This is a genomic window from Dactylosporangium sucinum (genome assembly GCF_014647515.1).
GTDB lineage: Bacteria > Actinomycetota > Actinomycetes > Mycobacteriales > Micromonosporaceae > Dactylosporangium > Dactylosporangium sucinum.
This window is the reverse complement of record NZ_BMPI01000096.1, coordinates 16,292-35,950: the sequence shown is the minus strand read 5'-3', so window position 1 is coordinate 35,950 and position 19,659 is coordinate 16,292. Positions and strand designations below refer to the sequence as shown.

Here is a 19,659-nt window from a genome sequence, read left to right as displayed (position 1 = left end):
CGCCGCCCGCCCGCGCCGCCCGCCCGCGCCGCCCACCCGCGCCGCCCGCCCGCGCCGCCCACCCGCGCCGTCCACTGCCGGCGCCCGCGCCGCCCACCGCCGCCGCCACTGCCCCCGCCCACTGCCGCTCCGCCGGCGGCCGGAACGGCGCCACCCCTACCGCCGCGACCGGCTGGACTCGTGAGACGTTGGTCGATCTACCCTCAGATTCCGCGCCCGGAACGAGGGTAGATCGACCAACGTCTGTGCCATGCAAAGCCCACCGCCGCCGTCACCACCGCCCGTCGTCCACTCGCACCTGCCCGTGGCACGCACACGCCCGCCGGCGCCACGCACACGCCCGCCCGTGCGCATCCCGCGCGCGCCCCGCGGACGCACCCCATGTCGCGAGGGGCGGTAGCTTTCGAGGTTCTCAGCAGAAGTTATCGACTTTTCAGCGGAAGTCCCTTAGCGTGACCTAACACATCGAGGATCGTCGGTCCGCCATATCGACGAGCCTGGTTGCCCGTGCCCGTCTTCGGCGAGCGCGTACGGGAGTCCCGACGGCGACTGCCGTCCGACACTCCTCACTCTGGAGCGTTCGAAATGCAGCGATGGACAGCCCTCTCCAGCGTACTGCTCACAGTCATCGGCCTCCTGCCCGCGACCTCGGCCCAGGCCGCCGTGCCGGCGCAGACGCCCGGCGTCACGCTGCGGGTCTTCGACCTGCAGGTGCCGCAGAGCTCGATCTGCACGCTGAAGTCCGGACAGACCCCCAACGTCGACAAGCTCATGCCCACGATCAACTGGACCACGGCGGCGGACTTCGGGCTGGAGAACTACTTCCAGGCCCAGGTTCTCGGGAACCTCAACGTCACCACCGCCGGCTCGTACGCGTTCCGGCTCACCAGCGACGACGGCTCCCGGCTGCTCGTCGACGGCGCCACCGTCATCAACCACGACGGGCTGCACGGCGCGACCGCGGCGGAGGGCAGCGTCAGCCTCACCGCCGGGTACCACGCGCTGCGCGTCGACTTCTTCGAGCGCGACGGCGGCCAGCAGCTGACCCTGGAGTGGCGCCCGCCCGGGGCGACCGCGTTCACGCTCGTGCCGAATTCTGCCCTCAGCACCGACGCCGACGTGGTCCGCGTGACCGCGCCCGGGCGCAAGGAATGCGAGGGCTCGGCCGACAGCCCCGGCGACGGGCTGCCGCTGACGTCGGTGCACCCGGGGTACACCCTGACCAATCTCCGGCCGAACGGCTTCAGCCCGCAGGTCAGCGCCATGGACTGGTTCCCCGACGGGCGCCTGGCCATCGCCACCTGGGGCGGCAGCGAGACGACCGCCGGCGAGGTGTACATCCTCGGCGGCGTCACCGGCGCGACCTCGCCGGCGCAGGTCACCTACACCCGCATCGCGAGCGGGCTGCGGGAGCCGATGGGGCTCAAGATCGTGGACGGGATCATCTACGTCTCGCAGAAGCACGAGCTCACCGAGCTGACCGACACCAACGGCGACGGGCAGATCGACCGGTACCGCACCGTCGCCACCTGGCCGTTCGACGGCAACTTCCACGAGTTCGCGTTCGGGCTGCTCTACCAGGACGGGTACTTCTACCTGAACCTCTCCGTGTCGATCAACCAGGGCGGCGCGACCACCGAGCCGCAGGGCTCGCCGAACCGGGGCACCAGCCTGAAGATCAACCGGTCGACGGGCGCGGTGCAGTACGTGGCCGGCGGCCTGCGCACCCCGGACGGCATCGGCTGGGGGCCGCAGGGCGAGCTGTTCGTCACCGACAACCAGGGCGGCTGGCTGCCCGCCTCGAAGCTGGTGCAGATCAAGCAGGACCGCTTCTTCGGCCACTACACCAACCCCGACGGCCCGTTCGACGGCCAGCCGGTCACCGCCCCGGTGCTCTGGCTGCCGCAGAACGAGATCGCCAACTCGCCGAGCACCCCGCTCGTGCTGCACAGCGGGCCGTTCGCCGGGCAGCTCGCGTTCGGCGACGTGACCTACGGCGGGATCCAGCGCGCCTACCTGGAGAAGATCGGCGGCGAGTACCAGGGCGCCGTGTTCCGGATGACCCAGGGTCTCGAGATGGGCGTCCTGCGGCTCAGCGAGGGCCCCGACGGCGCGCTCTACGCCGGCGGGCTCGGCGCGGGCGGCAACTGGGGCCAGGAGGGCAAGCTCACCTACGGCCTGCAGAAGCTGACCCCGAACGGCACCGGCACGTTCGACATCAAGGCGATGCGGGCGGTCCCCGGCGGGTTCGAGTTCGAGTACACCCAGCCGGTGTCGACCACGACGGCCGCGCAGCTCGCCTCGCACTACACGGTCAAGCAGTGGCGGTACGTGCCGACGCCGGCCTACGGCGGGCCGAAGGTCGACGAGGAGACCCTCGCCGTCCCGTCCGCGACCCTGTCGGCGGACCGGCTGAAGGTGACCCTGTCCGTCAGCGGCCTCAAGCCGGGCCGGGTGGTGTACGTGCGCTCGCCGCGGCCGTTCACCTCGACGTCGGGCGCGTCGCTGTGGAGCACCGAGGCGTGGTACACCCTGAACGCCCTGGCCGACGGGACCCTCCCGGCGACCGGGCGGGTCGAGGCCGAGCACTCCGGGCTGAGTGGCAGCGCGTTCGTGGCGACGGACCACGGCGGGTACACCGGCAGCGGGTTCGTCGCCGGGTTCGGCAACGCCGGCGCCGCGGCCACGTTCAGCGTCACCGCGCCGGTCGCGGGGAACTACCCGGTGACGCTGCGGTTCAGCAACGGGCCGAACCCGTCGCCCGGGACCAAGACCGTGAGCCTGTACCTCAACGGCGCCAAGGTGAAGCAGGTCTCCCTCGCCAGCACCGGCGACTGGGAGACGTGGGCCACGCAGACCGAGACGCTGCCCCTGCGGGCCGGCGGCAACGCCATCGCCTGGAAGGTGGACGCGGGCGACATCGGGCACGTCAACCTGGACCGGATCGACGTCGGCGCCCCGCCGGCCGACCGCACCGGCACCATCACCGGCATCGGCGGCAAGTGCGTCGACGTCAGCAACGCCGGCACCACCGACGGCACCAAGATCCAGCTGTGGACGTGCAACGGGACGACCGCGCAGAGCTGGACCCGCCTCGGCGACACGCTGCGGGCCGTGGGCAAGTGCCTCGACGTCGACAACGGCGGCACCGCCAACGGCACGAAGGTGCAGCTGTGGACCTGCAACGGCAGCGGCGCCCAGGTCTGGCTGGCCCAGGCCGACGGCACCCTGCGCAACCCGCAGTCGGGCAAGGTGCTCGACGCGGCCGGCGGCGCGAGTGCCGACGGCACGCAGCTGCAGCTGTGGGACGCCGCCGGGGTGCCGCAGCAGGTCTGGACGCACAACGGCACGAGCCGGGTGACGCTGTTCAACGGCGGCAGCCTCAACGCCTTCGTGGGTCCCGACGGCGCCGCGCCGACCTGGCCGGTGTCCGGCGGGTCGGCCGAGGTGCTCGGCGGCGACCTGCGCACCAAGCAGGCCTACGGCGACTTCAAGCTGCACGTCGAGTTCTGGCTGCCGAACCTGCCCGCCGACGTCACCGGGCAGGCCCGCGCCAACAGCGGCATCTACCTGCAGGACCGCTACGAGCTGCAGGTGCTCGACACCTACGGCAAGGCCACGCTCGCCAACAACGAGTGCGGCTCGATCTACCTGAAGCGGGCGCCCGACAGCAACCCGGCGACGGCGCCGGAGACCTGGCAGACGTACGACATCACGTTCCGCGCGGCCCGCTGGAACGGCACCACGAAGACCGAGAACGCCCGGGTCACCGTCGTCTGGAACGGCGTGACCGTGCACAACAACGTGGCGATCGACGGCCCGACCGGCGCCGGCGCGGCGGAGAGCGCGGCGCCGCTGCCGATCCGGCTGCAGGACCACGGCGACCCGGGGGCCAACGTGCGGTACCGCAACATCTGGATCGAACCCGCGTAACCACCAGCGGAACCAGCCGGCGGCCGCCTACCGGTGGCCGCCGGCGCCCAGGTGGTCGAGCAGGACCCGTCGCAGGGCGGTGTCGCGGGGCAGTCGCGCCCCGGGCACGTCGATCTCGTCGATGTCGGCCATGCCGTCCATTGTGGGCGGTTACCATAGAATTTGTCCGGTGCGGACGGGGAGTGCTTCGGGGGACGCATGCGAGGTCGGCGTTCGCTGGTCGTCGTGTCGACGGCGGCAGCGGTGGTGGTGGGTACGGCGACGACGGCGGATGCGACGTCCGGCACCGAGATCGCCGTCTGGCAGATGAACGAGTCCGCCGGCGCGCGGACCATGGCGGACAGCAGCGGCCACGGCTTCGACGGCCGCATCGGCGGCGAGGTCGTCCCGGGCGGCGGCGCCTACCGGTTCGCCCGGCTCCGCCCGGACACCCCGCCGACCCACCCGCAGCACCTCGTCACCGTGCCCGACGCGCCGGCCCTGGACCCCGCCGACCGCGACTACGCGGTCACGGTGCGCCTGCGCACGACCCACAACTTCGGCAACATCGTCCAGAAGGGCCAGGCGACGGTCGCGGGCGGCAACTGGAAGCTGCAGATCCCCAGCGGCATCGTGCAGTGCCTCTTCCGCGGCTCCCGCGGCTCGGTCATCGTCTCGGCGAAGACCCGCATCAACGACGGCGCCTGGCACACGGTCCGCTGCGAGCGCACGGAGCAGGGCCTGACCCTGACCATCGACGGCCGCGTCGACGCCCGCCGGGCGGGCCGCACGGGCACGATCGCCAACTCGTGGCCGGTGTCGGTCGGCGGCAAGACCAGCTGCGACCAGGTCGACGTGGGCTGCGACTACTACGCGGGCGACCTCGACTACGTCTCGATCGAGGCCCGCTGACGCCGTGCCTCAGCTCGCCGCGGCCACGGCCTCGACGGGCTCGGCGGCGCCGCGCGCCTGCCGCACCACCAGCAGCACCAGCAGGCCACCGGCGCACAGGGCGGTGCTCATGCCGAACGCGAGCCGGAACCCGAACTGCTGCGCCACCCCGAACAGCGGACCGGCCAGCATCGCCCCGATCGGGAACGTGTTCGTGAACAGTGTCGTCGCGCGGCCCGGCTCCGACGGCAGCAGGTCCTGCATGAAGCTGATCCCCAGGCCGGTCACCGCCGCGATGAACAGCGCGTTCACGACCTGCGCGACGAGCAGCACCCACACCGCGCCGGCGGCGGTGGCGATGCCGTAGTACGTCACGCCGAACGCGGCGCCGGCCAGGATCAGCAGCCGCAGCGGTACCCGCGTCGACAGCCAGCCGAACAGCAGCATGAACGGGATCTCCAGCGCCGCGCACAGGCCCAGCAGCAGGCCGGCGTCGCTGACCTGACCGCCGAGGTCGCGGCTGGTGAACAGCGGCAGGGCCTGGGCGCCCAGCGTGAGCGGGCACTGCAGCAGCGTGAACGCGACCGCCAGCGCGAACAGCTTCCACCGCGGCGCGGCTTGCGAGACGGCGTCGGGCGCCGGTTCGGGCTCCACGACCGGCACCGACGGCTTCAGCCACAGCGCCGCGACGGCCACCGCGACCAGGTAGGCGCCGGCGGCGACGCCGTACACCAGCTCGAAGCCGCCGGCGGACAGCAGCGCCGCGCCGAGCGGCGGCCCGCCCACCCAGGCGACCGAGAACACCGTCCGCAGCGCGCTGATCCCCATCGCGGCCCGGGCGGGGGCGTCGCGCAGCAGGATCTCGCGGGCGTACGCGAACGTCTGCGGGAACAGCGTCCCGGCCATCGCCGTGGCGGTCACGGCGAGCCCGAGCAGGATCCAGTAATCGCGCACGAACGCGGTCGCGACCGAGCCTGCGGCCCCGGCCAGGGCGGCGGTGACGAGCAGCCCGCGGCGCACCGCCCGCCGGTCCGAGAGCCGCGCGACCGCGGAGGACACCAGCACCCCGGACAGCGGCGCGACGATGAGGAACGCGGTCACCCGCAACGGGTCGGCGCGGACCTCGGTGCTGAGGAACAGGGCGAGGAACGGGTACGCGAGCGCGGTCGACACCCCGACGACCAGGAACACCAGCCCCAGCGGAAGCAACGTGACGCCGATGTGCCGCGCGGGCGGTGCCTGGACCATGATGCGTCACCCTAACGGCCGCGGTCCGGCGCCGCCCACCCGTTTCCCGGCAGCGTGCTTGACGGCGCCGATCTCGTTCTCTAAGTTATGCCCCGAAACTTAGGAAAGGCTTACCTATGCGAACCGGTGGGCGGGCGGCGACGTTCGGGCTCGGGGACGTCGTGCGGGCGGGCGTGGCGATCGGGCTGGCCGACCTCACGGTGCAGGGCGTCGCCGACGCGCTCGGGGTCACCACGGCGGCCGTCTACCGGCACGTGCCGACCCGCTCGGCCCTGGAGCGGCTGGTCGGCGAGGCCGTCCTCGGCGAGCTGGTGCTGGTCGACAACCCGGCGGACGCGGTCGTGCCGCACCTCGTCGACTTCGCCGGCCAGCTGCGGAGCTTCATCCTCGCCCGCCCGGGCTCCGCGCAGTACTTCATGCGGCTCTTCCCGAACGGGCCGTCGGGCGTCCGCCTGATGGAGCACCAGATCGCCGCCCTCGGCCGCCGCGGGTACGAGCCCGCGGCGGCCGTCGTGCTGAGCTCGTCGATCGCCACCATCGCCATCGGCGCCACGGTGGCCGAGCAGGAGCGGGCCGTGGCCCACCTCGACACGCAGGCCACCGAGGAGGCGTGGGCCGCCGTCGCCGGCTCCCCCGTCATCCGCGCGGCCGCGGCCGGGATCCCACCCCACACCCCGGAGGACTACTTCGTGTTCATGCTGACCGCGGCGGCCCACGGGCTCGTCGCACAGTTCCCGGCCGGCCGGCCGGTCACCCTGCCCGCCCCCGGCGGGGACCGCTGATGGCCCGCGGGTACGGCGGCGCCGTCGCCAAGGCGTTCGGCGCGCGCGACCACACGCTCACCGTCGCCGAGGTCGTCGACGTGACGCCCCGGTACCGCCGGATCGTCTTCGACGCCCCGACGTTCTTCGACGGGCAGCCCGTCGAGCCGGCCGCGTGGGTGCGCATGTGGGTGCCCGATGGCACCGGCCGCGAGCACCAGCGCGGGTACACCCTCGTCGCCCCCGACCCGGACGCGCGGCGCGTCAGCCTGGAGTTCCTCATGCACGAGCCGGCCGGCCCGGCGTGCGCGTGGGCGAAGGCCGCCGCCCCCGGCGCCACGGTCGAGGTGACGCGGTGGGCGTCCACGCACTTCGCCGTGCCCGAGCCGGCGCCGGCGGGCTACCTGCTCATCGGGGACGCCGCCTCGCTGCCGGGCATCAACGCGATCCTGGCCACGGTGCCGCCGACCGCCCCGGTCGAGGTGCTGCTCGAGGTGTACCACGAGGACGACCGCCGGATCCCGATCACGCCGCACCCGCGGTGCACGGTCACGTGGGTCGGCCCGTCCACGATCGCGGAGGCGATCGACGGCCGCGACTGGTCCGACTGGTACGCCTGGGTCACCGGCGAGCACTCCACCGTCAAGCAGGCCAAGGCCCGCCTGAAGGAGCTCGGCTTCCCGCCCGCCGACACGCACGGCCGGGCGTACTGGCGCGCCGGCAAGGCCATGGGCACCGACCGCGAGGCGCCGGCCGCGCACCAACCGGACAAGCCGCAAGCCCCGGCCGGCCGGTGGCGGTCGCAGGCCGGGTCCCGCCTGCTCGCCCCGCTGCGCTCCAAGCTCATCCTCGCCGGCGTCCTCCAGGGCGTCGTCTCGCTGCTGCAGCTCGCGCCGTACGTCGTGCTGGTCGAGCTCTGCCGCCGCCTGCTCGCGGGCGACGACGACGTCACCGGCCTCGGCCTGCTCGCCCTCACCCTCCTCGGCGCGGGCGCCGTCCTCGCCGGCGCGCTCGTCGTGGCCATGCACGTGCTCGACGCGCGGTTCGGCCACCGGGTCCGTGTCGACGTCGTCGACAAGCTGTCCCGCATGCCGCTCGGCTGGTTCGCCGAGCGCGGCTCCGGCCGGGTCAAGCAGGCCGTCCAGGACGACGCCGCGAGCCTGCACTACCTCGTCACCCACGCCGTCCTCGACGTCGTCGCCGCGCTCGTCACACCCCTCGCCGTCCTGGTGTACCTCTACACCGTCTCCGGCTGGCTCACCACGATCCTGCTGATCCCCCTGCTCGTCTTCGCCGTGCTCACCGCCCGCATGGTCCAGGCCTCGACCGCCCAGCTGGCCCAGTTCACGGTCTGGGAGGAGCGGGTCGGCGCCGAGGCCGTCGCCCACCTCGACGGGCTGGCCGTGGTGCGCGCGTACGACGCCGGACCGGCCGGCGGGCTCCGGGCCACCCTCACCCGGCGGGCCGCGTTCCTCGAGGCCTGGCAGCGGCCGATGTCCAGCCGCAAGACGGTCGTCGACCTGGTCAGCCGCCCGGCGACCTCGCTGCTGCTCATCGTCGCCGCCGGCGGCGGGCTGGTGGCGGCGGGCGGGCTGCGGGCCACCGACCTGCTGCCGTTCCTGCTGCTCGGCGTGACGTTCGGCGCCCAGCTGCTGGCGGCCGCCTACGGCATGGGCTCGGTCCGCGAGGCGACCGCCGCCGCCCGCCGCATCGGGCTGCTGCTCGATGAGCCCGAGCTGGCCGCGCCGGCCCGGCCGCGCACGCCCGGCGGCGACCGGCACGAGGTGCGCTTCGAGGGTGTCGGCTTCAGCTACGACGGCGAGCACCGGGTGCTCCGCGACGTCGACCTGACCCTCGCGCCCGGCACGGTCACCGCGCTCGTCGGGCCCAGCGGCGCCGGGAAGTCGACGCTCGCCGCCCTGCTCGCCCGCTTCCACGACCCGAGCGCCGGACGGATCACCCTCGGCGGCGTGGACCTGCGCGATCTCGCGCCTTCCCAGCTGTACACCACGATCTCCTTCGTCTTCCAGGACGTGGCCCTGGTGCGGGGCACCGTGCACGACAACATCGCCCTCGCCCGGCCCGGCGCCACGCGGGACGAGGTGGAGCGGGCCGCGCGGGCCGCCGGCATCCACGAACGGATCACCCGGCTGCCCGACGGCTACGACACGACCGGCTTCCGGCTGTCGGGCGGCGAGGCGCAGCGGCTGACGATCGCCCGGGCGCTGCTCGCCGACCCGGCGGTCCTGGTCCTCGACGAGGCGACCGCGTACGCGGACCCGGAGTCCGAGGACGCGGTACAGCAGGCGCTGAGCCGGCTCGTCGCCGGGCGCACGGTGCTCGTCATCGCGCACCGGCTGCACACCGTCACCGGCGCCGACGCGATCGTCGTGCTCGACGGCGGGCGCGTCGCGCAGCGCGGCACCCACGAGGAACTCCTGGCCCACCCGGGCCTCTACCGCGAGCTGTGGCAGGTGGCCGCATGAAGAAGACGCTCATCACCCGGTACCTCGGCCTGCTCACGCTCGGCGCGGTGCTGCGCGCCGGGGCCGTGCTGACCCTGGTGCCGCTGCTGCCGGCGGTGTTCGGCGACGGCTCCCCGTGGCCGTGGACGGCCGCCTTCACCGGGCTCGTCGTGCTCGGCTGGGTCGTCGACCACCGGGTCGCCGACGCCGGCTTCACGATCGGGTTCGAGCTGCTCACCGGCCTGGAGGGGCGGCTGCTCGACCGGCTGCACCGGACGCCGCTGGGCTGGTTCACGCCCGGCCGGCGCACCTCGGCGCGGCAGGCGCTGACCTCGTCCGGCCGGGAGCTGTGCCAGGCGATGGCGTGGCTGGTCACCCCGGCGATCAACGGCGTGCTCACGCCGGCCTGCATCGGCGTCGGCCTGCTGTTCGTCGCACCGGTGCCCGGGCTGGTCGCGCTGGCCGCGGTACCGCTGCTGCTCGGCGCCCTCTGGGCGAGCATGCGCACGGTGCGGGTCGCCGACGACGCCTACGCGGCCGCGTCGGGCGAGGCAGCCGACCGGGTCATCGAGTTCGCGCAGGCGCAGGCCGCGCTGCGGGCCTCCGGCCGGGCGGGGACGTTCGTCGGGCGGGCCCTGGCCCGGCAGCGGGCGGCCACGCTGCGGCTGATCGGCTGGGGCCTGCCGGGCCAGCTGCTGTTCGGGCTCACCGCGCAGGCGGTGCTGTTCGGGCTGGTCGCGTCGGCGGTCCTGACCGACCGGCCGGCCGCCGAGGTCGTCGCCATGGTTGTCGTCGGCGTGCGGTTCGTCGAGCCGTTCACGACCCTCGCCGACCTCTCGCCGGCGCTGCAGAACCTGCGCGCCACGCTGGCCCGGGTCCGGACTCTGCTCGACGCGCCGGTCCTGCCCGGCGGCACGGCGGCGCCCGACCCCGCGGCGCCGGCCCTGCAGCTGCGGGACGTGCGGTTCGGCTTCGAGCCCGGCGAGCCCGTCCTCGACGGCGTCTCGTTCACCGTCGCCCGCGGCACGACGACGGCGGTCGTCGGCCCGTCCGGCGCCGGCAAGAGCACGCTCCTCGCGCTCATCGCCCGCTTCCACGAGGCGGAGTCGGGCAGCGTCCGGGTCGCCGGCCACGACGTCCGCGACTACGACCCCGGCGTGCTCATGGGCCAGTTCGGGATCGTGTTCCAGGACGTGTACCTGTTCGAGTCGAGCCTGCTGGACAACGTGCGCCTCGGCTGCGCCGACGCCGCCGCCGACCGCGTCGAGGCCGCGGCCGCCGCGGCGCGGCTCGACGAGGTGGTCGCGCGGCTGCCCCACGGCTGGCAGACCCGGGTCGGCGAGCGCGGCGCGACCCTGTCCGGCGGCGAGCGGCAGCGGGTCAGCATCGCCCGCGCGCTGCTCAAGGACGCCCCGATCCTGCTGCTCGACGAGGCCACGGCGGCGCTGGACCCGGCGAACGAACGCGCCGTCGTCAACGCCCTGTCGTCGGGCCGCGGCGACCGTGCCACGCTGGTGGTCGCCCACCGCCTCAGCACGATCGCCCGCGCGGACCAGATCCTGTTCCTGGAGGACGGCCGCATCGTGGAGTCCGGCACGCTGTCGTCGCTGCTGTCCCTGGACGGCCGCTTCGCGGACTACTGGCGCCGCCGCGAGCACGCGGCGGGCTGGACCCTGTCCCGTGCCTGAGCTACTCGCGGCCCACCTGGTCCTTGACGTCGTCGTAGGTGACCTTCGCCGGCGGCTCGGTGGGGACGTAGATCACGCGGATCACGCCCGTCGGGAAGGCCTCGGTGCGGGTGACCTTCAGGTGGTATGGGGCGTCGCCGTCGTCGAAGAGCCTGCGGCCCTTGCGGGCGGCCACCGGGTGCACCAGCAGGCGGAGCTCGTCGACCAGGCCGGCGGCGAGCAGCTGCTGCACGACCGAGAGCGACCCCGGGATGAGCACGCCCCGCACGGCGGGGTCGGCCTTGAGCGCGGCGGCCCCGGAGACCAGGTCGCCCTGGAGGAGCTCGGAGTTGCGCCAGGTGAACTCCAGCGGCTGGCGCGAGACGACCACCTTGCGCAGGTCGCCGAGCTGCTTGGCCATCGGCGCGTCGTCCCCGCCCGCGGCCTCGCGCCCGGGCCACGCCCCGGCGAAACTGTCGTAGGTCTCGCGCCCGATGAGCAGCACGTCGGCCGCGGCGTAGTCCTCGGCGACGGCCCGCCCCATGTTCTCGTCGAAGTACGGGAAGTGCCAGTCGGGGTCGATCTCGGCCACACCGTCGGCCGAGATGAACAGCGTGGAGATGATCTTTGCCATCGCGGTGATCCCATCCAGTCGGTTCGCCAGCATCCGACCCTACCGGCTGCGCCCCGCCGCCCGCGGCCGCACGGCGGGTGCGGTCACACGAAGCGGTCGAAGACGGCGTGCAGGTGGGGGCGGTTGCCCGCGCAACGGTAGGCGTCGCGGCCGCCGGTGTCGCGCAGGCGGGGGTCGGCGCCCGCCCGCAACAGGGCCTCGACCAGCGCGTCCGAGCACAAGCCGCGGCGCAGCACGTGGTGCAGCGGGGTGCGGCCGGCCGCGGACCGGGCGTTCACGTCCAGGCCCAGGCGGAGCAGCACCGGCAGTACCGTTGCGAAATCCAGTTGATCGAGCGCGTGCACCAGCGTCGTGCCGCCGCGGCCGGGCACCGGGGGGAAGCCCGCCTCCAGCAGGCGCACCACGCCGGCGGAGTCGCCGTACAGGACGCGCTGCCAGAGCTCGTCGTGCAGGCGTTCGAGCTCGTCCGGGAGCGGCTCGCCGCCGGTGCGCCAGCGATCCAGCGCCACCGAGCAACCCGCGGCCGGGCCGCCCAGCGCGCCCAGCACGGCCTCCCGTCCGAGGTCCTCGACCGTGTGGTCCAGCGCCACCAGGGCGCCGGCGCGGATCGCGAGGCGATGCGTCGCCGGGCCGCACGGCACGGGCACGACGGCGTCGACGGGTGACGGGCGGTGCGGGCGGCGGTACGGGCCCACGAGCGCCTCGTGGACCAGGGGGTGCAGCTCGGCCGGGTCGAGGTACCGGTGCCGCACCAGCTCCGCGTCGAGCGGCTCCATCCACTCCCCGGCGCGCAGGCGCGCGGCCGCGGCGGCGCGCAGGCGCGCCGCCGCGGCCGGGCCGTCGGTCAGCAGCCGCGGGCCGTCCAGGTCGAGGAACAGCGCGGGCCCGAGCCGCACCACCGGCTCGCGGCGCCGCAGGCGGGCCAGCAGCGCCCGAGCCGCGGGCAGCAGCCGCGACCACACCCACGGCTGCTCGAACACGTCCGGCGGCGCCGAGCCGGGGTCGATCCCGGCGGCCTCCGCACAGGCCCGGCCCCGGCCGGTCACGTGCGCGCAGGCGGCGCCGGGCCGGACCGGCGCCGGCCCGCACACGTCGCGCAGGCCGGCGGTGTGCCGGTCGTCCCACAGGTGCCGGGGCAGCTCGACCATCGCCCGCGGCACGGACCGGGCGAACGAGAGCATCGACCGGCGGTTCAGCAGCAGCGCCGACCCGTCCGGGTACCGCGCGACCGGCACCACCTCGTCATACCAGTCCCAGGTCGCGTGCCCCGGCTGCGGCAGGTGCCACCGCAGCAGGTCGGGCACCAGGTGCCGCAGGTCCTCCTCGACCACCGGGGGCAGGTCGCCGACCTGGATCCGCGCGGCGGCGCACGCACCCCGCCAGTCGCCGTCGAGCCGCCGGGCCGTCGCCAGGTCGATCGTCTCGGCCGGCACCGCGAACCGCCGGTACGACAGCCACTGGCGCAGGTACGGCCCCACGGCGCAAAGCCTACCGTCAGAACCCGATCGCCTCCCGCAGCAGCAGCACGGTGACGCGGCCCGGGTGCAGCTCCGCGTTGAGGACGAGCAGCCGGTTGATCGCGCTCGGCTGCCCGTACACGGCCTTGGCCCGGGCACTCTCCAGGGGCAGCGAGTGCTCCTCCACGCGGCGCAGCGCGGTGCCCAGGTCCGGCACCAGCTTCTGCGCGCCGACGATCCAGATCGCGCGCCCGGCACCGCCGGAGTACGCGGGCAGCTGGCTGCCGCTCGCCGACGCGACCACGAGCGAGCCGGTCTCGGTGACCGCCGCGACGCTGCCCACGACCACGTCCGGCCCGGCCGACAGGCGGCGGATCTCGTCGGCCTCGGTGGCCCGGTCCATGGCGAGCAGCCGCGGCCGCAGGGCGGTGTACCGCCCGCTGGCGTTGATGTCCTCGTCGATGCCCGACAGCCGCAGCGTCTCGCTGGCCGAGGTGAACACCGACGCCCCCGGCGGGATGAGCTCGCCCACCCGGCGCCGCGCGGCGGCGGCGTCGTCGAGCAGCTCGGCGCCGAAGCCGTTGGCCGTCAGGGCGGCGGCCGTGCGTTCCAGCCGGGTCGGGGTGGCCGGTTCGGAGAAGAGGGTCATGCTGTACCTCCACGATGACGTCGTTGCGGAGGTCCGACGACGGAGGCGCGCGAAATGTCAGGCGGCCCGGTTGGTACCGTCACCTGTGCACATCCGCTTCGACATTCCCGCCGATCCCGCCTACGCCGGGCGGGTCGCGGCCCTGATGAGCGGCCTCTACCTGCGCAAATACCGCACGATCGGCCTCGTGCTGATCGCGTTCGGCCTGTGCGGGCTGTTCGTGCCGCTGCCCGGCCGGGAGAACGGCTACGACCCGTCGCCGGTCTTCGGCACGATCATCGCGGTCGGCGTGCTGTCGATGCTGTTCCCGCTCTGGATGCGCTACTCCGCGAAGCGGCGCGCCGGCGGGCTCGCGGTCGAGGGCAGTTACGAGATCGACACCGAGAACATCATGATGCGCAGCGGCGCCGACAGCCACGGCATCGCCTGGGAGGGCGTGACGCGGATCCTCGAGACCGACGAGTTCTGGGTGGTCTACGTGGGCCGCATCGCCGCGACGGTCATCCCGCGCCGGCTCATGGCGCCGTCCGACGAGCAGGCGCTGCGCGCGTTCCTGGTCACGCGGGGCTGGCTGGCCGGCTGACCCTCGTCGTCAGGCCGAACGTCACCCGCTGGTCGCGCCCATCGCCGTCCGGATGGCGCGGACCAGCGTCCCGACGACCAGCGCGACCGACGGCCGGACGGTCGACACCTCGAGGCTGACGTTCCCGGCGAACCCGGCGCCGTCGCCGATCTCCTCCAGCCGCCGGTGCGCGGCCGCGACGTCGCCGCCGGGCAGCGCGAGCGTGGGCTCCATGCGCGCCGCCGCGACCAGCGCCGCGAGGGCCGCGGTGCGCTCGTCGGGCGCCTCGTCGCCGGTGAGCGCCCGCCCGAGCCGCGCCCGCACCTCGGCCTCGACGGACGGGTCGACCGTCGGATACCGGTGCAGGTGGATGAACCCGAGCGTGGTCTCGTCGACGTCGCAGATCACCCCGCGCGCGCAGAGGTCGGCGAGCAGCCGGTCGCGCAGCCCGTGCCGCAGGCGCTGCACCCACGAGGCCGGCGTGTGGGGCGTGTCGGCGGCCAGCCGCCCAAGCACCTCGTCGGCGACGGCCTGCCCGGTCGGCCGCTGGTCCCGGACGATGATCATCCCGTCCGCGTACACGACCCGCCCGGCGAGCGCCAGCTCGACGAGCACGGCGGCGGCCATGGCAAGATCGAGCCCGATGGTCGATCCGGTCGCCTTCCCCGACTCGTCGTCGTAGGCGAGCAGCAACAGCTCTTCGGCCAGCGCAACGGTGCTCATGACCTCGGACGCTAGTACCCGCCGGCAAGAACACCCATCCTCCGCCCGGCGGATGCGCCCGATTCCGGATCAAACGCCGGCCAGGACCCGGCCGCGACGGCGCACCGCCGTCACCGTCCACCCGGCCAGGACCGTCCACGGCGCGATCAGCAGGATCCACAGCCAGGTCCGGGCCGCCGGCGACACCAGCTCGTCCCGCATGACCGGCCGGACCAGGCCGGTGCGGTCGACGACCACGGGCGCGTCCTCGCCGACGCGGTACGACTCGTCGCTCTTGAGCGTCGGCCGGCCCTCCGGGCAGCGCAGCTCGTAGGTGTACCTGGTGGTGACGGTGCCGCGCCGATTCCGGTCGGTGTCGCTGTCCGCGGTCTCGACCTTGCAGGCGACGACCGTGCCGTGCGCGGCCAGCCACAGCATGCGCGGGCCGTAGACCCCGCTGAAGAACAGCGTCAGCGCGGCGACGAACACCGCGAGCCCGCCGATGACGCCGGCCCGGAAGGCCGCGCTGGACGCGGCCCAGACGGCGGCGCCGGCGATGGCGAACCCGGCGAGCATCGACCGCGGCTCCCCGGCGACGGCGCTGCCGAACCCGCCCCACGCGGCGGCCACGAGGAGCCCGGCGACGCCCATGGTCCAGCGGTACCACACGCGCCGCCACTCGGCCCCCGCGAGCACCTCGACGGTGCTGTACCCGTTGCCGGCGTCCCACCGGTACCGCCGCCAGACCGGCACCAGCCAGGCGCCCATGATCCCGACCGGCACCAGCAGCGCCCACCACAGCAGCGCGGTGTTCGGCGGCTCGTCGACCGTGACCGGCTCCAGCCAGCCGCGCGGGGCGAGCGTCCCGGCGAACATCAGGTGGACCGCGGCGACGACCGACAGCCCGCTGAGCACGGCGGGCCCGACGGCGGATGCCGCCCGGTACCAGCAGAGGACGCCGGCGAGCCCCGGCCCGAGCGCGACGACGCCGGCCGCGGACGACCCGGTGTACCCACCGACGAGCACCCCGAGCAGCCCGGCGCCCAGGAACGCCCCGGCCGCCGCGACGAGCCGCTTCCAGACGGTGTCCCACGCCAGCTCCATGAACCGCCCCCTCTTGTCCGAGGGCGCAGGCTACCGACCGTGGCGTGCAATCGGCGTGCAACGACTTCCCACGATCATGGACCGCGACCGGGGCCGCTCAGCCGGAGGTCACTGCGCCGCGATCTGGATGAGGTTGCCGCAGGTGTCGTCGAAGATCGCGGTGGTGACCGGCCCCATCGCCGTCGGCTCCTGCGTGAAGACGACGCCGAGGGCCCGCAGCCGCTCGTACTCCTGCTGCACGTCGTCCACCCCGAACGACGTCCACGGGATGCCGTCGGCGATGAGCGCGTCCCGGAACGGCTTCACCGCCGGATGCTCGCTCGGTTCGAGCGAGATCTCGGGGCCGTCCGGCTGGTCCGGCGACACCACGGTCAGCCAGCTGACCGGCCCCATCGGGATCTCGGTCTTCTTCACGAAGCCGAGCACCTCGGTGTAGAAGCGGAGCGCGGACGGCTGGTCGTCGACGAACACGGACATGACAGTGACCTTCATCGGGACTCCTTCGGTCGGCGGGTCAGCCACCGCCCGACGATCGTGTCGAGCGGCGTCGGGTCGACGGAATGGAACTTGTACCGCCCCTCCCGCCGCGCCACCACCAGCCCGGCAGCCTCGAGCAACTCCAGGTGCTGCGAGATCGCCTGCCGCGACGACGCGATGCCGTGCCGGGCGATCAGACGGTTGCAGATCTCGAACAGCGTCTGGTCGCCGCGCTCGGTCAGCTCGTCGAGGATGCGCCGGCGGGTCGGGTCGGCAAGCGCCTTGAACAGCACGTCACCGTCGTCCACGCCACCAGCATAGGCAAGTCACCACTTGCATATCAAGTAGACTCGCGGCATGACCTGGACGCTGACGATCGACTGCGCCGATGCCCGGCGGCAGGCCGAGTTCTGGTGCCTCGCGCTCGGCTACGTGCCCGCCGCCCCGCCGCGCGGGTGGGACACCTGGGAGGCCAGGCTGCGGCACTTCGACGTGCCCGCGGATCTCCTTCCTCAAGGTGCCCGAGCCCAAGACCGTCGTGGTCGTCACGATGTGGAACAGCCAGGCGGCGGCCGCCTCCGCGGGCGCTTCGTGAACCTTTCACCTCCCGTGCCGGCCTGACCTGGGCGTTCGCGGTCGCGGCAGCGGCCCGGCGGTTTTTGTCGGACCCCCCGCCTATGGTCCGCGTATCCCGCCGTCCGAGGAGGACCCGCGATGCGCCGCTGGAAGCCCGCCCTGACCCTCGCCGCGACCTGCGCACTCGTCGCCGCGATGCTCTCCGTCGCGCGGCCCGCGGCAGCCGCGGAGCCCTATCTCGACCCGAGCCTGCCGGTCGCGACCCGCGTGGCCGACCTGCTGTCGCGGATGAGCCTCGACGAGAAGATCGGGCAGATGACCCAGGCCGAGCGAGCGTCGGTGACGCCGGCCGAGGTCACGCAGTATCGGCTGGGCTCGATCCTGTCCGGGGGCGGCTCGGCGCCGTCGCCCAACCAGCCCACGGCGTGGGCCGACATGGTCGACACCTTCCAGAACGGCGCACTCGCCACGCCGCTGCGCATCCCGCTGGTCTACGGCGCGGACGCCGTCCACGGCCACAACAACGTCGCCGGGGCCACGATCTTCCCGCACAACATCGGCCTCGGCGCGACCCGCGACCCGGCGCTCGTGCAGCAGATCGGCAAGGCGACCGCCGAGGAGGTCGCCGGCACCGGCGTCGACTGGACGTTCTCGCCCTGCCTGTGCGTGGCCCGCAACGACCGCTGGGGCCGCACCTACGAGTCGTTCGGCGAGAAGCCGGAACTGCCGGTGTCGATGGCCACGATCATCGACGGCTACCAGGGTGGCGGGGTCATGGCGACCGCGAAGCACTACGTCGGCGACGGCGGCACCACCGGCGGCGTCGACCAGGGCGACACCCAGCTGTCCGAGGCCGAGCTGCGGGCGATCCACCTGCCGCCGTTCCAGGAGGCGGTGCGCCGCAACGTCGCCTCGGTGATGGTGTCGTTCTCGTCGTGGAACGGGCAGAAGCTGCACGGCCACGACTACCTCATCACCACGGTGCTCAAGGGCGAGCTCGGCTTCGGCGGGTTCGTCGTCTCCGACTGGAACGGGATCGACCAGATCGAGGGCGGCGCCGGGTTCACCGCGTCGGAGGTGCGCCGGGCGATCAACGCCGGCATCGACATGGTCATGGTCCCGACCGAGTGGAAGTCGTTCATCTCGACGCTGAAGGCCGAGGTGCAGGCCGGTCGGGTGGCGATGTCGCGCATCGACGACGCCAACCGCCGCATCCTGACCAAGAAGTTCGAGTATGGCCTGTTCGAGCGCCCGCTCGCCGACCGCTCCCTCACCCCGACCGTCGGCAGCTCCGCCCACCGCGCGATCGCCCGCCAGGCCGTGCGCGAGTCGCAGGTGCTGCTGAAGAACTCCGGCGTGCTGCCGCTCGCCAAGGGCGCGAAGCTGTTCGTGGCCGGCAAGAGCGCCGACAACATCGGCTACCAGAGCGGCGGCTGGACGATCAGCTGGCAGGGCGGCAGCGGCGCGACGACGACCGGCACGACGATCCTGCAGGGCATCCGCTCGGTCGCGCCGCAGTCGACGGTGACGTACAGTGCGGGCGGCGCCGGCATCGACTCCTCCTACGCGGCGGCGATCGCGGTCGTCGGCGAGACGCCGTATGCGGAGGGCCAGGGCGACCGCACCGGCTCGCTCGGCCTCGACGCCACCGACCTGCAGACCCTCGCCACGCTGAAGGCCTCCGGCGTCCCGGTCGTGGTGGTGCTGGTCTCCGGCCGCCCGCTCGACGTCGCCGCCCAGCTGCCCGACTGGTCCGCGCTGCTGGCCGCCTGGCTGCCCGGCACGGAGGGCGCCGGCGTGGCCGACGTCCTGTTCGGCGACTACAACCCGACGGGCAAGCTGCCGGTGACCTGGATGCAGTCCGCCTCGCAGGAGCCGATCAACGACGGCGACGGCAAGCCGTCCCTGTTCGCCTTCGGCGCCGGCTTGTCGTACTCTCCGCCGGCCCAGGCGCCGGGCCGCCCCGGCACGCCGGTCGCCTCGGCGGTCACCTCGACCACGGCCACGCTGACCTGGACCGCGCCGACGTCGGGCGCCCCCGCGGCGTCCTACCGGGTCTACCGCGGCACCGCCCTGGCCGCGACGACGACCACGACGTCGGTCCAGCTGACGGGCCTGACGCCGGGGACGACCGCGCAGTACACGGTGGTGGCGGTCAACGCCGCCGGCCAGGTCGGCCCCGCCTCGTCCCCGGTGACGGTGACCACCCCGCCGGTCCAGACCGGCTCGTCCTGCGCCGTGACGTATGCGGTGAACGACTGGGGCGCGGCCTTCGGCGCCACGATCACCATCAAGAACACGGGCGCGTCCGCGATCACGGACTGGACCCTGGCGTTCACGTTCCCGGGCACGCAGCGCATCACCCAGTCGTGGTCGGCGGTCTGGTCCCAGTCCGGCGCGGCGGTCACGGCCCGCAACGAGTCCTGGAACGGGACGATCCCGCCGGGCGGCTCGGTCTCCATCGGCTTCAACGGCTCGTACTCCGGCACCAACCCCCGCCCGGCGTCCTTCACCCTGAACGGCACCGCCTGCACCACGTCGTAACCACACCGCA

Annotated in this window: 17 protein-coding genes; 9 read left to right on the top strand and 8 right to left on the bottom strand. The window is 73.9% G+C overall.

The features are described from left to right. The 3 genes from IEZ31_RS57850 to IEZ31_RS50955 all read left to right on the top strand — a co-directional run. Positions 1-184 (top strand): hypothetical protein (locus IEZ31_RS57850; protein WP_229837118.1); only part of this gene is annotated, 184 nt, incomplete at its 5' end. A 401-nt stretch (positions 185-585) separates the two neighbouring features. After that, complete coding sequence (locus IEZ31_RS50960; protein ID WP_190257392.1) at positions 586-3,933, top strand: 3-keto-alpha-glucoside-1,2-lyase-like domain-containing protein; 3,348 nt, start codon at positions 586-588, stop codon at positions 3,931-3,933. Positions 3,934-4,131: 198 nt separating this feature from the next. Further along, complete coding sequence (locus IEZ31_RS50955; RefSeq protein ID WP_190257391.1) at positions 4,132-4,824, top strand: laminin G domain-containing protein; 693 nt, start codon at positions 4,132-4,134, stop codon at positions 4,822-4,824. A 9-nt stretch (positions 4,825-4,833) separates the two neighbouring features. On the opposite strand, the gene IEZ31_RS50950 is transcribed toward IEZ31_RS50955, so the two are convergent. After that, positions 4,834-6,051: a sugar efflux transporter gene (locus IEZ31_RS50950; RefSeq protein WP_190257390.1), complete on the bottom strand. Its 1,218-nt coding sequence runs from the start codon at positions 6,049-6,051 to the stop codon at positions 4,834-4,836. A gap of 116 nt (positions 6,052-6,167) precedes the next feature. Between IEZ31_RS50950 and IEZ31_RS50945 the strand changes: the two genes are divergently transcribed. From IEZ31_RS50945 to IEZ31_RS50935, 3 genes are read left to right on the top strand one after another with little or no spacing between them, the layout of a single operon-like run. Continuing rightward, positions 6,168-6,833, top strand: coding sequence for a TetR/AcrR family transcriptional regulator C-terminal domain-containing protein (locus IEZ31_RS50945; RefSeq protein ID WP_190257389.1), 666 nt, complete (start codon positions 6,168-6,170; stop codon positions 6,831-6,833). Further along, on the top strand, positions 6,833-9,298 hold the full coding sequence (locus IEZ31_RS50940; protein ID WP_190257388.1) for an ABC transporter ATP-binding protein/permease: 2,466 nt from the start codon (positions 6,833-6,835) through the stop codon (positions 9,296-9,298). The genes IEZ31_RS50945 and IEZ31_RS50940 overlap by 1 nt, the downstream gene beginning before the upstream one ends. Further along, on the top strand, positions 9,295-10,965 hold the full coding sequence (locus tag IEZ31_RS50935; protein WP_190257387.1) for an ABC transporter ATP-binding protein: 1,671 nt from the start codon (positions 9,295-9,297) through the stop codon (positions 10,963-10,965). The genes IEZ31_RS50940 and IEZ31_RS50935 overlap by 4 nt, the downstream gene beginning before the upstream one ends. Position 10,966: 1 nt before the next feature. Here the strand turns inward: IEZ31_RS50935 and IEZ31_RS50930 are convergent, their stop codons facing one another. From IEZ31_RS50930 to IEZ31_RS50920, 3 genes are all read right to left on the bottom strand, one after another. Beyond that, a complete protein-coding gene (locus tag IEZ31_RS50930; protein WP_190257386.1) occupies positions 10,967-11,578 on the bottom strand; it encodes a dihydrofolate reductase family protein in 612 nt (203 codons plus the stop codon). Positions 11,579-11,661: 83 nt separating this feature from the next. Beyond that, on the bottom strand, positions 11,662-13,056 hold the full coding sequence (locus tag IEZ31_RS50925) for an ankyrin repeat domain-containing protein (RefSeq protein WP_190257385.1): 1,395 nt from the start codon (positions 13,054-13,056) through the stop codon (positions 11,662-11,664). Positions 13,057-13,072: 16 nt separating this feature from the next. Next, positions 13,073-13,684 carry an LUD domain-containing protein gene (locus IEZ31_RS50920; RefSeq protein WP_190257384.1) on the bottom strand — a complete coding sequence of 204 codons (612 nt, stop codon included), beginning with the start codon at positions 13,682-13,684 and terminating at the stop codon, positions 13,073-13,075. 85 nt (positions 13,685-13,769) lie between these two features. Here IEZ31_RS50920 and IEZ31_RS50915 point away from each other — a divergent pair, with 85 nt between their 5' ends. Further along, positions 13,770-14,267: a YcxB family protein gene (locus tag IEZ31_RS50915; RefSeq protein WP_190257383.1), complete on the top strand. Its 498-nt coding sequence runs from the start codon at positions 13,770-13,772 to the stop codon at positions 14,265-14,267. 21 nt (positions 14,268-14,288) lie between these two features. Here the strand turns inward: IEZ31_RS50915 and IEZ31_RS50910 are convergent, their stop codons facing one another. The 4 genes from IEZ31_RS50910 to IEZ31_RS50895 form a co-directional block, all read right to left on the bottom strand. Then, positions 14,289-14,969 (bottom strand): GOLPH3/VPS74 family protein, encoded by a 681-nt coding sequence (locus tag IEZ31_RS50910; RefSeq protein ID WP_190257382.1) that lies wholly within the window; start codon positions 14,967-14,969, stop codon positions 14,289-14,291. Between the two features lie 69 nt (positions 14,970-15,038). After that, positions 15,039-16,052, bottom strand: coding sequence for a hypothetical protein (locus tag IEZ31_RS50905; protein ID WP_190257381.1), 1,014 nt, complete (start codon positions 16,050-16,052; stop codon positions 15,039-15,041). A gap of 108 nt (positions 16,053-16,160) precedes the next feature. Next, a complete protein-coding gene (locus IEZ31_RS50900) occupies positions 16,161-16,544 on the bottom strand; it encodes a VOC family protein (RefSeq protein ID WP_190257380.1) in 384 nt (127 codons plus the stop codon). Then, the gene (locus IEZ31_RS50895) at positions 16,541-16,837 is read right to left on the bottom strand and encodes an ArsR/SmtB family transcription factor (RefSeq protein WP_190257379.1); all 297 of its coding nucleotides are present in this window, start codon (positions 16,835-16,837) and stop codon (positions 16,541-16,543) included. The genes IEZ31_RS50900 and IEZ31_RS50895 overlap by 4 nt, the downstream gene beginning before the upstream one ends. Positions 16,838-16,886: 49 nt before the next feature. Here IEZ31_RS50895 and IEZ31_RS50890 point away from each other — a divergent pair, with 49 nt between their 5' ends. Then, positions 16,887-17,150: a VOC family protein gene (locus IEZ31_RS50890; protein WP_190257378.1), complete on the top strand. Its 264-nt coding sequence runs from the start codon at positions 16,887-16,889 to the stop codon at positions 17,148-17,150. Between the two features lie 93 nt (positions 17,151-17,243). Beyond that, positions 17,244-19,649 carry a glycoside hydrolase family 3 N-terminal domain-containing protein gene (locus IEZ31_RS50885; RefSeq protein ID WP_190257377.1) on the top strand — a complete coding sequence of 802 codons (2,406 nt, stop codon included), beginning with the start codon at positions 17,244-17,246 and terminating at the stop codon, positions 19,647-19,649. The last annotated feature ends 10 nt before the right edge of the window (positions 19,650-19,659 follow it).

What these genes read in the sequence shown, in the direction of transcription:
- IEZ31_RS50960 (WP_190257392.1), top strand. Translation starts at nt 586, where the DNA reads ATGCAGCGATGGACAGCCCTCTCCAGCGTACTGCTCACAGTCATCGGC.
- IEZ31_RS50955 (WP_190257391.1), top strand. Translation starts at nt 4,132, where the DNA reads ATGCGAGGTCGGCGTTCGCTGGTCGTCGTGTCGACGGCGGCAGCGGTG.
- IEZ31_RS50950 (WP_190257390.1), bottom strand. Translation starts at nt 6,051, where the DNA reads ATGGTCCAGGCACCGCCCGCGCGGCACATCGGCGTCACGTTGCTTCCG.
- IEZ31_RS50945 (WP_190257389.1), top strand. Translation starts at nt 6,168, where the DNA reads ATGCGAACCGGTGGGCGGGCGGCGACGTTCGGGCTCGGGGACGTCGTG.
- IEZ31_RS50940 (WP_190257388.1), top strand. Translation starts at nt 6,833, where the DNA reads ATGGCCCGCGGGTACGGCGGCGCCGTCGCCAAGGCGTTCGGCGCGCGC.
- IEZ31_RS50935 (WP_190257387.1), top strand. Translation starts at nt 9,295, where the DNA reads ATGAAGAAGACGCTCATCACCCGGTACCTCGGCCTGCTCACGCTCGGC.
- IEZ31_RS50930 (WP_190257386.1), bottom strand. Translation starts at nt 11,578, where the DNA reads ATGGCAAAGATCATCTCCACGCTGTTCATCTCGGCCGACGGTGTGGCC.
- IEZ31_RS50920 (WP_190257384.1), bottom strand. Translation starts at nt 13,684, where the DNA reads ATGACCCTCTTCTCCGAACCGGCCACCCCGACCCGGCTGGAACGCACG.
- IEZ31_RS50910 (WP_190257382.1), bottom strand. Translation starts at nt 14,969, where the DNA reads ATGAGCACCGTTGCGCTGGCCGAAGAGCTGTTGCTGCTCGCCTACGAC.
- IEZ31_RS50905 (WP_190257381.1), bottom strand. Translation starts at nt 16,052, where the DNA reads ATGGAGCTGGCGTGGGACACCGTCTGGAAGCGGCTCGTCGCGGCGGCC.
- IEZ31_RS50900 (WP_190257380.1), bottom strand. Translation starts at nt 16,544, where the DNA reads ATGAAGGTCACTGTCATGTCCGTGTTCGTCGACGACCAGCCGTCCGCG.
- IEZ31_RS50890 (WP_190257378.1), top strand. Translation starts at nt 16,887, where the DNA reads ATGACCTGGACGCTGACGATCGACTGCGCCGATGCCCGGCGGCAGGCC.
- IEZ31_RS50885 (WP_190257377.1), top strand. Translation starts at nt 17,244, where the DNA reads ATGCGCCGCTGGAAGCCCGCCCTGACCCTCGCCGCGACCTGCGCACTC.